The organism is Streptomyces albicerus (assembly GCF_008905045.1).
Classification (GTDB): domain Bacteria; phylum Actinomycetota; class Actinomycetes; order Streptomycetales; family Streptomycetaceae; genus Streptomyces; species Streptomyces albicerus.
The window spans coordinates 1-12607 of record NZ_VWMY01000139.1 but is presented as its reverse complement, the minus strand read 5'-3'; the positions used below and the strand labels follow the sequence as shown (position 1 = coordinate 12607).

Below are 12607 nucleotides of genomic sequence, written 5' to 3'. Positions count from 1 at the left end.
CACCCAACCCGCACCCCCACCCACCAGCCCGTCCGGCGTTTGAGGACGAGGCCGTTCGGGCCGATGAAGCCGGGGGTCTGGGGGCGCAGCCCCCAGGGATGGGACGGGTAGGGGCGGCGGGGGCGAACACTCCCGGCGCCCAGCCCCCCACAGCGGTACTCTGACCAGGCCGCATCCACCCGTACACCCACCCGCACACCGACCCGTTCGAAGGGACACCCCAATGCCGCTCGAAGCCGGCCTCCTGGAGATCCTCGCCTGCCCGGCCTGCCACGCCCCCCTCAAGGAGCAGGACACCGAGCTGATCTGCACAGGCCAGGACTGCGGCCTGGCGTACCCCGTCCGAGACGGCATCCCGGTCCTCCTGGTGGACGAGGCCCGCCGCCCGGCGTAAGGCCCGTTACAAGGACGAGTCGCAACGACGATTCGCAACGACGAGTCGCGAAGACGAGTCACAAGGACGAACCGGCGATCGGAGGCTGCCGCACATGCTCGACGAATCGCTGCTCGACGCCCCAGAGGCACTGACGCGGGCAGACCGCCGCGGCCTGCTCCGCGGCGCAGCCGAAGCGGGCGCCCGAGTCCGCACAGCGGCCCGGCACGCCGCAGAGGCGGGCATCCCCGAACTCAAGCCGGACGGCCGCCCGCGCGCCGTCCTGATCGCCGGCCCGGGCGCCGCCGCGATCTGCGTCGCCGACCTGCTCGGCACCCTGGCCGGCGCAGGCTCACCCGTCACCCGCCTGGCCCCCACCGGCGTCGCCCCGGCCGCCGGCGCCATGCGCTGGGAGCTGCCCGGCTGGGTGGGCCCCGTCGACCTGCTCCTGGTCGCCACCCCCGACGGCAGCGAACCCGGCCTCTCGCTCCTGGTCGAGCAGGCCTACCGCCGCGGCTGCACGGTCGCCGCCGTGGCTCCGACCCACTCCCCGCTGGCCGAGGCGGTGGACGGCGCCCACGGCCTGTTCGTACAGATGGCGACCGCCCCGTACGAGCCGGAGGCACCCGCCGCCGCGTCCGCCCCCGGCGTCCTGTGGGCGCTGCTCACCCCGCTGCTCGCGCTCCTCGACCGCACCGGCCTGGTCACCGCGCCGCCCGAGGCCCTGCAGAAGGTCGCCGACCGCCTCGACCAGATCGCGGAGCGCTGCGGCCCGGCCATCGCGACATACAGCAATGCCGCCAAGACCCTCGCGGCCGAGCTGGCCGAGGCGCTCCCGGTGATCTGGACCGAGGGGCAGTCCGCGGGCCCGGCCGGCCGCCGTTTCGCCGCCGCGCTGGCCGAACTGGCGGGCCGTCCCGTGCTCGTCGCCGAACTCCCCGAGGCGCTCGCCGCGCACAGCGTCCTGCTCTCGGGCGCGCTGGCCGCTGGAGCCGACCCCGAGGACTTCTTCCGCGACCGCGTCGACGAGCCGACCGTCATGCACGCGCGCGTGGTCCTCCTCCGCGACCGCCCCATCGGGGGTCTCAGTGCCGCCCCGGCCGCCCGTGACCTGGCCCTCAGCCATGACACGCCGATCAGCGAGCTCGAACCGGAGGACGGCGGCGACCTGGAGACCCTCGCCGAGCTGATCGCCATCACGGATTTCGCCGCCGTTTACCTGGCGCTCGCCTCGGGGGCCTGATCTTGAGCCACGCCTGGTGACCAGCGCCCGCTGAGCAGCGTACGTACGGAGAAGAAGACAGACGATGGACCGCCTCGACAACACCGTCCGCCCCTACGCCTGGGGCTCCACCACGGCCATCCCGCGGCTTCTCGGCGTCGAGCCGACCGGTGAGCCGCAGGCCGAGATGTGGATGGGCGCCCACCCGGGCGCACCCTCGCGCACCGAGCGGGGCCCGCTCACCGAGGTGATCGACGAGGCTCCCGAGAAGGAACTCGGCCGGGCGGCCGTCGCCAAGTTCGGCCCGCGCCTGCCGTTCCTGCTGAAGATCCTCGCCGCGGGCGCTCCCCTCTCCCTCCAGGTGCACCCCGACCTCGACCAGGCCAGGGAGGGTTACGAGGACGAGGAGCGTCGCGGTGTCCCGATCGACGCCCCGCACCGCAACTACAAGGACGCCAACCACAAGCCCGAACTGATCTGCGCGCTCACGGAGTTCGACGGTCTGTGCGGCTTCCGGTCCCCGCTGGAGGCCGCCGACCTGCTCGCGGCCCTGGAGGTCGACTCCCTCAAGCCGTACGTCGACCTGCTGCACGCCCACCCCGAAGAGGCCGCGCTGCGCGAGGTGCTGACGGCCGTGCTGACCGCGGACCGCGAGCAGATGGCCACCACGGTCACTGAGGCCGCCGCGGCCTGCACACGACTCGGGGGCGCCCACGCCCCGTACGCCGATCTCGCCCATCACTACCCCGGCGACCCGGGCGTCATCGCCGCGATGCTGCTCAACTACGTCCAATTGCAGCCCGGCGAGGCCCTGTTCCTCGGCGCCGGCGTCCCGCACGCGTATCTGAACGGCCTCGGCGTCGAGATCATGGCCAACTCCGACAACGTCCTGCGCTGCGGCCTCACCCCCAAGCACGTCGACGTCCCCGAGCTCCTGCGCATCGTCCGCTTCGAGGCGAGCGACCCGGGCGTACTGCGCCCGGAGGCGTCCCCCGACGGCGAGGAGGTCTACGAGACCCCCATCGACGAGTTTCGCCTCTCCCGGTACGTCCTCCCGCAGGGCAGCGCACCCCACGACCTCACCCTCGCCACCCCGCAGATCCTGCTGTGCACCGCGGGCTCCGTACAGGCGGGCGAACACACGCTCGCTCCCGGCGAGTCCGTCTTCGTACCGGCGGGCGAGAAGGCGGAGGTGTCCGGGGACGGAACGGTCTTCCGGGCCACCGTCGTCGCCTGACACCGCCGCGACAGCGGCCCGCCGCGGGGCCGTCGAGGCAGCCGTCCCCGTGGCCTGAAACAGTCACTGTGGCGGCCCGGCGCACTGTTGTCGGCCCGGGCTGCAACAATGGCCCACCGCAAAGGGCGGGCAAAGCCGGGGACGGCAGATCAGGCGCCCGGGACGGCAGACGAAGGGACATCGGGAGCACATGAGCGCGTCAGGCGGCACCAAGGCGATCGTGGCGGCACTCGTCGCCAACCTCGCGATCGCGGTAGCGAAGTTCGTGGCGTTCCTCTTCAGCGGATCGTCGTCGATGCTCGCCGAGTCCGTGCACTCGCTCGCCGACTCGGGCAACCAGGGCCTGCTGCTTCTCGGCGGCAAGAGGGCCCAGCGCGAGGCGACCCCGCAACACCCCTTCGGCTACGGCCGCGAGCGGTACATCTACGCCTTCCTCGTCTCGATCGTCCTCTTCTCGGTCGGCGGCATGTTCGCGATCTACGAGGGCTACGAGAAGATCAAGCACCCGCACGAGATCGACCACTGGTACTGGCCGGTGGGTGTCCTGGTCTTCGCGATCATCGCCGAGACCTTCTCCTTCCGGACTGCCATCCAGGAGTCCAACCTGACGCGCGGCAAGCAGTCCTGGAAGGAGTTCGTGCGCCATGCCAAGGCGCCCGAGCTGCCGGTCGTCCTGCTCGAGGACCTGGGCGCGCTGGTCGGTCTGATCCTCGCCCTCGGCGGCGTGAGCCTGGCCCTGGCCACGGGCGACGGCGTCTGGGACGGCATCGGCACCCTGTGCATCGGCGTCCTGCTCATCCTCATCGCGATCATCCTGGCCGCCGAGACCAAGTCGCTGCTCCTGGGCGAGGCCGCGGGCGTGGAGGAGGTCCAGAAGATCGAGGCCGCGATCGTCGACGGCGACACGGTCACCCGCGTCATCCACATGCGCACGCTCCACCTCGGCCCCGAGGAGCTCCTGGTCGCCGCCAAGATCGCCGTCCAGCACGACGACACGGCCACCGAGGTCGCCTCCGCGATCAACGCAGCCGAGTCCCGCATCCGCGAGGCCGTCCCGATCGCCCGCGTCATCTACCTCGAGCCCGACATCTACAGCGAGGCCGATGCCGCGAAGGGCCCGGACCGCGAGGCCACGCCCGGCGGCCCGGCGCACACCGCCGAGCACTGATCTCCCGTACGAGGAGGGGCGCCCACTTTTTCCTCTCCTCGTACTTGTACGTGGCTGGGGCCTGGTACTCGTACGTGGCTGGGGCCCGCCGAGCGATTCGGCGGGCCCCTCCGCGTCCCTGCGCGTAGGTGCCGTCCTACGCGTGTACGGGCCAGGGCGGCACAGGGGGCGCCGACCGCCGCCGTACGATCGGCGCGGCGATCCCGCAGCCCAGTCCGACGAGCGCGAGAACGAGCCCGAGCACGGCAGCCAGGAAAGCGGGAAGGACGCCTCCAAGGCCCTCCACGACCCGCCCCTGCACGGCCCCGGCCGACACCGTCCCCGCCGTGTCGCCGCTCCCGTAGAACCTGGAGTCCAGCGAGTTCACCCGGTGATCGCCGAGCAGGAACAACTGCCCTTCGGGCACCTTCACGTCGTACGGCCGCCCCACGCCGTCGGCGACGCCGTCCAGCACGTACGACTCCTTGAGCGGCCGTCCGTTGAGCGTCACCCGCTCGTCCGTGCCCTTGCCCTCACAGCACGCCACCCGGTCGCCGCCGATGCCGACGACCCGCTGGAGAACCGGCCTGTCGACGCCCGCCCGAGGTGAGGTGACGAGGACGACATCTCCACGGCGCACCTGGCCCCCGTCCATCAGCTCAACGATCAGCCGCTCCCCGGCGATGTACGTGGGCGACATGCTCGTGCTCATCACGGTGACCCTCGTATAGGCCGACCGCACATACAGCACGGAACCGACCAGCAGTACGAGTCCCAACGGCCCCAACACCCAGGCCGTGAGCGCCAGTCTTCGTCCCTCGCGCATCTTTGTTCCCTCCCCTTGCGGCACGTCCGCGAGTGCGGAGCGTAAGGGGTGCCGGTAAACGGAAGGGGGCCTCGCACCTCCTGGAGATGCGAGGCCCGCGCTGTCCCGTGGCTACCTGACCTCGCGCAGCACGTCGAGAACCGCCGCCTCGTCGGGAGCGGCCAGCAGCCGTTCCCGGAAGCCCGCGTCCATCAACTTCCGCGACAGCAGCGCCAGAATCCGCAGATGCTCGTCCCCGGCGGCGGCCTCCGGCACGGAGATCATGAAGACCAGCCTGGCCTTCGTACCGTCGAGCGAACCCCACTCGACCCCCTCCGCCGACCGCGCGAACCCGACCACAGGCGCGGTCACGGCGTCGGTCTTGGCGTGCGGGATCGCGATCTCCTCACCGAGCCCCGTCGTGCCCTGCTCCTCGCGCCGCAGCGCCGTCCGCACCAACTCCTCGACATCCGCGACCTTGCCGGTGCCGGTCAGCAGCCCGGCCATCTCCCGGATCGCGGAGTCCTTGTCGGTGGAGTCGAGCCGGACCTTGACGGTCCGGGCGGTGAGGTAGCCGGAGAGGACTTCGTCCGGGGCAGGTGCAGGTGCAGGGGCAGGTGCAGGGGCAGCGGCTTCGGCCTCGGTCGACTCGGCGGGAGCCTCGGCTGCCGGTTCCGCGGACGCGCCCTCGGGCCTTTCGTCGGCTGACGCGCCGACGGCCCCGGCGGGAGGAGTTCCTTCAGCCACTGGTGCGGCGCCGGGCCGGCCGGCCGGGGCAGATTCAGCCACTGGTGCGGTGCTGGGCCTGTCGGCCGAGGCAGGGGCTTCGGCCGCCGGCCGGGATGCGCTGGTCGATTCGGCGGCAGCCCTCGATTCGGCGGCAGCCCTCGATGGGGAGCCCGAGCCCGGCGCGGTACCACCGCCCGGTTCGGTACCCGCGCCCGGTTCGGTATCAGCGCCCGGCTCGGCGTCGGCGGCTGATTCGGTGGAGGCGGTCCGCTGAGCCACGAGGCGGGCCGCCCCGCCCCCGGCGCCCGCACCACCAGCCGCGGCGGCACCCGCACCGGCACCGACGAGCGCCGACTCGGCCGGCACGGGGGCCCCGTCAGTCGCCGGCTGCCGCCCTTCTCCCCGCTTCCGCTCACTGAGGTCGACGAGCGCAACCGTCGTCAACGCCGTCACCACGGTCCCGATCACCACAGCCACGAAGAACATCGGTACGCCACCCACGGCCCCCAGCACCGCCACGATCGGCCCGCCGTGCGGCACCGCGTCCTCGACTCCGGCCAGTCCCGCGATCGCGCCGGCCACCGCGCCGCCCAGCATGTTGGCGGGGATGACCTGCGCGGGCCGCGCGGCCGCGAACGGGATGGCGCCCTCGGAAATCCCGAACAGACCCATGAACAACGAGGCAAGCCCCGTCTCGCGCTCCTGCTCCGTGTAGAGCCGCCTGCGGATCAGCGTGGCGAGACCCTGCCCGAGCGGCATCACCGGAATCGCGGCCGCGCACATGCCCATGACGTCCTGGTTGCCGGTCGCGATGAGCCCCGTACCGAACAGGAACGCCGTCTTGTTGACCGGCCCACCCATGTCGAACGCGATCATCAGCCCCAGGATCGCGCCGAGCAGCACGGCACTGGTCCCCGTCATCCCGCTGAGCCAGTCCGTCAGATTCTCGAAGACCCAGGAGATGGGCTTGCCGATCACGAAGATGAAGAACAGCCCGAGCGCCGTCGTCGCCACAATCGGGATCACGATGATCGGCATGATCGGCCGTACGAACTTCCCGACCTCGACCTTCTTGATCCACAGCACCAGATAACCGGCCAGGAACCCGGTCACGATCGCCCCGATGAAGCCCGCGCCCGCCTCGGAGTCGTACAGCGAACCGGTGTTGGCGATCCACCCGCCGATCATGCCGGGCACCAGCGCGGGCCGGTCCCCGATCGCATACGCGATATAGCCGGACAGGATCGGCACCATCAGCTGGAACCCGATGACGCCGATGTTGTTGACGTCCATCCAGAAGGAGTCCTTCGGGATGACCAGCCCGCCGGACGGATCGGTGTGCCCGCCGAGCGACAGCGAGATCGCGATCAGCAGCCCACCGACCACGACGAACGGAATCATGTAACTGACGCCGTTCATCAGCGCCTTGTACCCGACACTCCGCTCCCTGCCGCCGCCCCCCGCGCCTCCGCCGCTCGCGGGTACGGACGCTCCGGCCCCGGAGCCGGCCGTCGCGCCCCCGCCGTGCACGGGCGCGCTCCGTACCTGCTCGATGAGCCGCTCGGGATGGTGAATCCCCTCGGCCACCCCGACCGTCACGACCCGCTTCCCGGCGAACCGGCTCAGGTCGACGTCCTTGTCGGCCGCGACGATGACGCCGTCAGCGGCATTGACATCGTTGTCAGAGAGTACGTTCTCGGCCCCGATCGAGCCCTGCGTCTCCACCTTCATATCGACGCCGAGCCGCTCCGCCGCCTGCGAGAGCTTCTCGGCCGCCATGTAGGTGTGGGCTATGCCGGTCGGGCAGGCGGTCACCGCGAGCAGCCTCAACCGCTGCCGCTCGCCACCGCCGCCCGTGGGGGGAAGGCCGGCCGGACTGGTCACGTCGATCTCCTAACGCCTTTGTTGTGGGGGGATCGCGATCCGCGAGCTCGCGCACATGGTCCCGATCCCCGGCATCCTGCAACAGACCCCGGCGCAGGATCAAAAGTTCAAAAGTCCCTGATTGTCCAAGCTTGTTGGCCCCTGTCCCCGGCTTGATGGACGCTCGCACTCCGCTTCATCTGTCCGGAGGGGGACTGGGGCCCGCTGGGCCGATCGGTGTAGATTCGTAACCGAGCCAGACGTCGCTGCTGATGGCGGTCGGGCGGCCCCGCGCGGGGCCGGCCGAGGGAGAGAGGGCCTCCGACGGACTGCGCTGCGCAAGGCACCGGGCATTCGTGTGCCCCGTGGGCGCCAGTCGCGCCCGCCGCCGCGCAGACCAGCCGAACCCACCTCGTCCCAACCCGAGGAGCAGCTCGCATGACCACTGTCGAAAACCGACAGGACTTCAAGGTCGCCGACCTTTCCCTGGCCGAGTTCGGCCGCAAGGAGATCACGCTCGCCGAGCACGAGATGCCCGGCCTGATGTCGATCCGCAAGGAGTACGCCGAGGCGCAGCCCCTGGCCGGCGCCCGCATCACCGGCTCCCTGCACATGACGGTGCAGACCGCCGTCCTCATCGAGACCCTGGCCGCCCTGGGCGCCGAGGTCCGCTGGGCCTCCTGCAACATCTTCTCCACCCAGGACCACGCGGCCGCCGCCATCGCGGTGGGCCCGAACGGCACGCCGGACAGCCCCCAGGGCATCCCGGTCTTCGCCTGGAAGGGCGAGACCCTGGAGGAGTACTGGTGGTGCACGGAGCAGGCGCTGACCTGGCCGAACACCCCTACCGGCGGCCCGAACATGATCCTGGACGACGGCGGCGACGCCACCATGCTCGTCCACAAGGGCGTCGAGTACGAGAAGGCCGGCAAGGTCCCGTCCGTCGACACCGCCGAGTCCGACGAGCACCGCGTCGTCCTGGAGCTCCTGACCCGGACGATCTCCAACGGCTCGCAGAAGTGGACCCAGGTCGCGTCGGAGATCCGCGGCGTGACCGAGGAGACCACGACCGGCGTCCACCGCCTGTACGAGATGCAGCGCGAGGGCACCCTCCTGTTCCCGGCGATCAACGTGAACGACGCCGTCACCAAGTCGAAGTTCGACAACAAGTACGGCTGCCGCCACTCCCTGATCGACGGCATCAACCGCGCCACCGACGTCCTCATCGGCGGCAAGACCGCCGTCGTCTTCGGCTACGGCGACGTGGGCAAGGGCTGCGCGGAGTCCCTGCGCGGCCAGGGCGCCCGCGTGATCATCACCGAGATCGACCCGATCTGCGCCCTCCAGGCGGCGATGGACGGCTACCAGGTCACGACCCTCGACGAGGTCGTCGACAAGGCCGACATCTTCATCACGACGACCGGCAACAAGGACATCATCATGGCCTCGGACATGGCCAAGATGAAGCACCAGGCGATCGTGGGCAACATCGGCCACTTCGACAACGAGATCGACATGGCCGGCCTCGCGAAGATCCCGGGCATCGTCAAGGACGAGGTCAAGCCGCAGGTCCACACCTGGAAGTTCCCCGAGGGCAAGGTGCTCATCGTCCTCTCCGAGGGCCGCCTGCTGAACCTGGGCAACGCCACCGGCCACCCGTCGTTCGTGATGTCCAACTCGTTCGCGGACCAGACGCTGGCCCAGATCGAGCTGTTCACCAAGCCCGAGGAGTACCCGACCGACGTCTACGTGCTGCCCAAGCACCTCGACGAGAAGGTCGCCCGCCTCCACCTCGACGCGCTCGGCGTGAAGCTCACGACGCTCCGCCCCGAGCAGGCCTCCTACATCGGTGTCGAGGTCGAGGGCCCGTACAAGCCGGACCACTACCGCTACTGAGCCCACCGCTCAGACTGGGCCCAGCGCTCAGCACACGGTTGTCAGCAGGCCCTCGCCGTCATCGGCGGGGGCCTGCCCCCTACGAGGACCCGAGCCACCATGCCCCGCGGCCGATATTCGCTCCATGATCCGCACGATCACACCCCCCTCGCCGAAGAACACTTCCACTGCGCGCCCGGCCCCTCCGGCTGGCGCTACGTCTCCCAACTGACCACCCCCTCCGACGACCGCGCCGGCTCCGTCGACCTTGCCATCGACGACCTCGGCCGCCCCATCCGTCTCGAACTCCACGCTTCGGGCTGGCAGGTCCGCGGCGCTGCCCTCGACGGCGTCACCTGGGTCCGCACCGACCCCACGGGAACTCACGCCACCGAAGGCAATGTCCGCGCCCACGCCTTCACCGGCACATCCCCGGCGTTCCTCATCGCCACCGCACGTCTGCTGCGCCTCACCCCCGATGCCTCCGCCACTCGCGTACGCCTCGTCGCTTTCACGGACCCGGTCCTCGCCCCGCGCACCCTCGACCAGTCCTGGGCCCTGATCACGAGAGAAACACACGCCACTGACAACGGCCCTCTGACCGTGGAGGAATACCAGGTCACAGCCCTGGACACCGGTGAGCAGCACACCGTTCACCTCTCCGGCGACGTGGTGCTCGCCGCGCCCGGCATCGAGCTCGAGGACCTTGAATCACCGCCGTCGGTGTTCACCTGACGACGGTGTCGCGGGGGAGTCCTCGGGTTACGCGGGCGGGACGAACCCGGTGGCGGGACGCTCCGCGCCGGCATCCTGCGGAGCCGTCGGAGCCGGAGCTTTCGCCGGAGCCGGCTCGGGCGCCCGGGCCGCACCCGCCGGAGCCCCGGGCGGTGCGGTCGGCTCGGTAGCCGAGGAGGAGGGCGTATGACCGAAAGAGGAGGGCCAAGACGGAGCCGCGGGGTAAGCCGATCCCGGCATCTGCCCCGCGCCGTACGGCATCACCGGACCGCCCCCGCCCGGCACACCGGCCATCTGCCCACCCGCGGCAGGACCACCACCGGCAGCCCCGCCACCGAACGCCCGCCGGGCCTCCCGCGACTGCCGCTCCTGCATCACCGCCGCCAGATACGCCGCCGGTGGCACACCCTGCGGCGCCGGAGCCCCGGTGCGCTCCGCGACACCGGCCGCGAGCCGCTCCGCCATCGCCCAGCCGACCTGCGGATCGAGCTGCTGCATCCGCGTCAGGTACTGCCTGACAGCCAGCCACAGCCCATCCGGAACCCCGGACAGATCAAGCCCGGAAAACCGCCCCGCCAGCCATGGCGGCGGCGGAGGAACGAATGCCGTACGTCCCGCGGGAATCCGTTCACGTACGACCAGGGTCCCCGCGAACACATCACCGAGCCGCCGCCCCCGCGCCGACACGAGCGACGCGATGCAGGCCACGACCCCGAACGTCATCAGGATCTCGACCACACCGACCGCCCCACGCACCAGCGCATGCCGGAACCGGATCGGCCCGCCATCGTCCCGCACCACGCGCAGCCCGCAGGCAAGCTTCCCGAGCGACCGCCCGTGACTGAGCGTCTCGACAGCGATCGGTGCGCCCACCAGCACAAGAATGAACGCGGCGATCGACACCGCCATCTGCGCCGCCTCGTCGAGAGCGGACGTGGACGCCACCAGGGCCAAAGTCACGGCGAGATACGCCGCCACGGCCACCACCAGGTCGATGAACACGGCCAGCACCCGGCTCGGCAGCTTCGCGGGGCGCAACTCCAGCGCCACCGCCTCGCCCGTCACAAGCTCACTCACGCCCGCCGTCCTTCCCCGAACTGCCCCTAGGACAGCCAGTCTGCCAAGCTGAGGGCACATAGCGCCGCAGTGCGACAAGCTGACCACACGACGAGCAGCCGAGGAGCAGGCAACCCGATGGACCTCGACGTCTTCGTGTCCGCCCACCGCGCCGAGTGGGACCGGCTCGACGCACTCCTACGTCGCCAACGCCGGCTCACCGGAGCGGAGGCCGACGAACTCGTCGCCCTCTACCAGCGCACTGCGACCCACCTCTCCCTGATCCAGTCCAGTGCCCCGGACCCTCAGCTCACCGGCCGCCTCAGCCAACTCGTGGCACGCGCGCGTAGTGCAGTAACAGGCACCCGCCGCGCCTCCTGGCGCGATGTCACCCGCTTCCTTGCCTACGGTTTCCCCGCCGCGGTCTACCGCTCACGCCACTGGTGGGTCCCCACCGCGCTCCTCTCCACGGCGGTCGCCGTCCTCCTGGGGTGGTGGATCGGCACCCACCCCGAGGTCCAGTCCTCGATCGCGGCCCCCAGCGAACTGCGGGACCTCACCCGCCCCGGCGGCCAGTACGAGACGTACTACTCGAGCCATCCCGCGGCCTCCTTCGCGGCCCAGGTGTGGACGAACAACGCCCAGGCCGCCGCGATGTGCCTGGTCCTCGGCGCCTTCCTGTGCCTGCCGGTCATCTGGATCCTCTTCCAGAACATGCTCAACCTGGGCGTGGGCATCGGCTTGATGTCCTCGGCCGGCCGCCTCGACACCTTCATGGGCCTGATCCTCCCGCACGGCCTCCTGGAACTGACCGCTGTCTTCGTAGCGGCCGGTACGGGACTACGCCTCGGCTGGACCCTCATCGACCCGGGCCCTCGTACCCGCCGTACAGCCCTCGCCGAGGAGGGCCGCGCCGCCCTGGGCATGGCGATAGGCCTCGCCCTGGTCCTCTTCGTCTCAGGCGCCATCGAAGGCTTCGTCACCCCGTCCGGCCTCCCCACCTGGGCCCGCATCGGCATAGGCATAGCCGCCGAGCTGGTCTTCCTCGCGTACGTCTATGTCCTGGGCGGTCGCGCGGCGCGGGCCGGCGAGACGGGCGACGTCGAGGAGGCCGAACGCAGCGCCTCGATACCGACCGCCGCCTGATGTGCGGGCACACCGTCTGAGCTGCTAGTCTCCTCTCCGCCCCACAGGACCGTTGACACGGGACATGTGGGGAGGTAGATTTAAACGGTTGCCTAGAGGTGGACAACCTCGGTGGCAGCGGTTAGTATCTATGAGCTTCCTGGAACGCGATTCCAGAGAAGCACCTCCCGATAATTCAGGAACGAGTGGCCGGTCAGTCCGGTCAAAAACTTCTGATAAAGTCGGATCCGCCGAAAGAGAGCCGCAAGGCAATCGAATAGGCAGGGCCTCCCAACGGGCCACCGGAAATGAATTCCGACCGGAAACGGAACGGAAAACGGATCTGGTAAGGTTGGAAACACCGAAGGGAAGCGCCCGGAGGAAAGCCGCGAGAGAGTCTCTCGGGTGAGTACGAAGGAAGCGTCCGTTCCTTGAGAACT

At 70.4% G+C, this 12607-nt stretch carries 10 protein-coding genes; 7 read left to right on the top strand and 3 right to left on the bottom strand.

Features of this window, described 5'->3' with window-relative positions; genetic code table 11:
• Positions 1-223: 223 nt before the first annotated feature.
• The 4 genes from GAS53_RS53000 to GAS53_RS52985 all read left to right on the top strand — a co-directional run bounded on the left by GAS53_RS53000 (position 224) and on the right by GAS53_RS52985 (position 4000).
• The gene (locus tag GAS53_RS53000) at positions 224-394 is read left to right on the top strand and encodes a Trm112 family protein (RefSeq protein WP_007382472.1); all 171 of its coding nucleotides are present in this window, start codon (positions 224-226) and stop codon (positions 392-394) included.
• A gap of 94 nt (positions 395-488) precedes the next feature.
• Positions 489-1616 carry an SIS domain-containing protein gene (locus GAS53_RS52995; RefSeq protein ID WP_151484995.1) on the top strand — a complete coding sequence of 376 codons (1128 nt, stop codon included), beginning with the start codon at positions 489-491 and terminating at the stop codon, positions 1614-1616.
• A gap of 64 nt (positions 1617-1680) precedes the next feature.
• Positions 1681-2832: a mannose-6-phosphate isomerase, class I gene (gene manA / locus GAS53_RS52990; RefSeq protein WP_151484994.1), complete on the top strand. Its 1152-nt coding sequence runs from the start codon at positions 1681-1683 to the stop codon at positions 2830-2832.
• A gap of 190 nt (positions 2833-3022) precedes the next feature.
• Positions 3023-4000: a cation diffusion facilitator family transporter gene (locus GAS53_RS52985; protein ID WP_151484993.1), complete on the top strand. Its 978-nt coding sequence runs from the start codon at positions 3023-3025 to the stop codon at positions 3998-4000.
• 136 nt (positions 4001-4136) lie between these two features.
• Here the strand turns inward: GAS53_RS52985 and lepB are convergent, their stop codons facing one another.
• Positions 4137-4805 (bottom strand): signal peptidase I, encoded by a 669-nt coding sequence (gene lepB / locus GAS53_RS52980; protein ID WP_151484992.1) that lies wholly within the window; start codon positions 4803-4805, stop codon positions 4137-4139.
• A gap of 111 nt (positions 4806-4916) precedes the next feature.
• Positions 4917-7397, bottom strand: a complete 2481-nt coding sequence (locus GAS53_RS52975) for a fructose-specific PTS transporter subunit EIIC (protein ID WP_225859686.1) — start codon at positions 7395-7397, stop codon at positions 4917-4919.
• A 417-nt stretch (positions 7398-7814) separates the two neighbouring features.
• On the opposite strand from GAS53_RS52975, the gene ahcY reads away from it, so the two are divergent.
• Positions 7815-9272, top strand: a complete 1458-nt coding sequence (gene ahcY / locus GAS53_RS52970) for an adenosylhomocysteinase (protein WP_151484991.1) — start codon at positions 7815-7817, stop codon at positions 9270-9272.
• A 99-nt stretch (positions 9273-9371) separates the two neighbouring features.
• A complete protein-coding gene (locus GAS53_RS52965; protein ID WP_151484990.1) occupies positions 9372-9986 on the top strand; it encodes a hypothetical protein in 615 nt (204 codons plus the stop codon).
• 27 nt (positions 9987-10013) lie between these two features.
• Here the strand turns inward: GAS53_RS52965 and GAS53_RS52960 are convergent, their stop codons facing one another.
• Positions 10014-11063 (bottom strand): RDD family protein, encoded by a 1050-nt coding sequence (locus GAS53_RS52960; protein WP_192583705.1) that lies wholly within the window; start codon positions 11061-11063, stop codon positions 10014-10016.
• A gap of 117 nt (positions 11064-11180) precedes the next feature.
• Here GAS53_RS52960 and GAS53_RS52955 point away from each other — a divergent pair, with 117 nt between their 5' ends.
• The gene (locus GAS53_RS52955) at positions 11181-12188 is read left to right on the top strand and encodes a stage II sporulation protein M (RefSeq protein ID WP_151484988.1); all 1008 of its coding nucleotides are present in this window, start codon (positions 11181-11183) and stop codon (positions 12186-12188) included.
• Positions 12189-12607: the final 419 nt, after the last annotated feature.

Excerpts from the sequence above, each read along its gene's own strand:
- GAS53_RS52985 (WP_151484993.1), top strand. The coding sequence starts at position 3,023 with ATGAGCGCGTCAGGCGGCACCAAGGCGATCGTGGCGGCACTCGTCGCC.
- lepB (WP_151484992.1), bottom strand. The coding sequence starts at position 4,805 with ATGCGCGAGGGACGAAGACTGGCGCTCACGGCCTGGGTGTTGGGGCCG.
- GAS53_RS52965 (WP_151484990.1), top strand. The coding sequence starts at position 9,372 with ATGCCCCGCGGCCGATATTCGCTCCATGATCCGCACGATCACACCCCC.
- ahcY (WP_151484991.1), top strand. The coding sequence starts at position 7,815 with ATGACCACTGTCGAAAACCGACAGGACTTCAAGGTCGCCGACCTTTCC.
- manA (WP_151484994.1), top strand. The coding sequence starts at position 1,681 with ATGGACCGCCTCGACAACACCGTCCGCCCCTACGCCTGGGGCTCCACC.
- GAS53_RS52955 (WP_151484988.1), top strand. The coding sequence starts at position 11,181 with ATGGACCTCGACGTCTTCGTGTCCGCCCACCGCGCCGAGTGGGACCGG.
- GAS53_RS53000 (WP_007382472.1), top strand. The coding sequence starts at position 224 with ATGCCGCTCGAAGCCGGCCTCCTGGAGATCCTCGCCTGCCCGGCCTGC.
- GAS53_RS52995 (WP_151484995.1), top strand. The coding sequence starts at position 489 with ATGCTCGACGAATCGCTGCTCGACGCCCCAGAGGCACTGACGCGGGCA.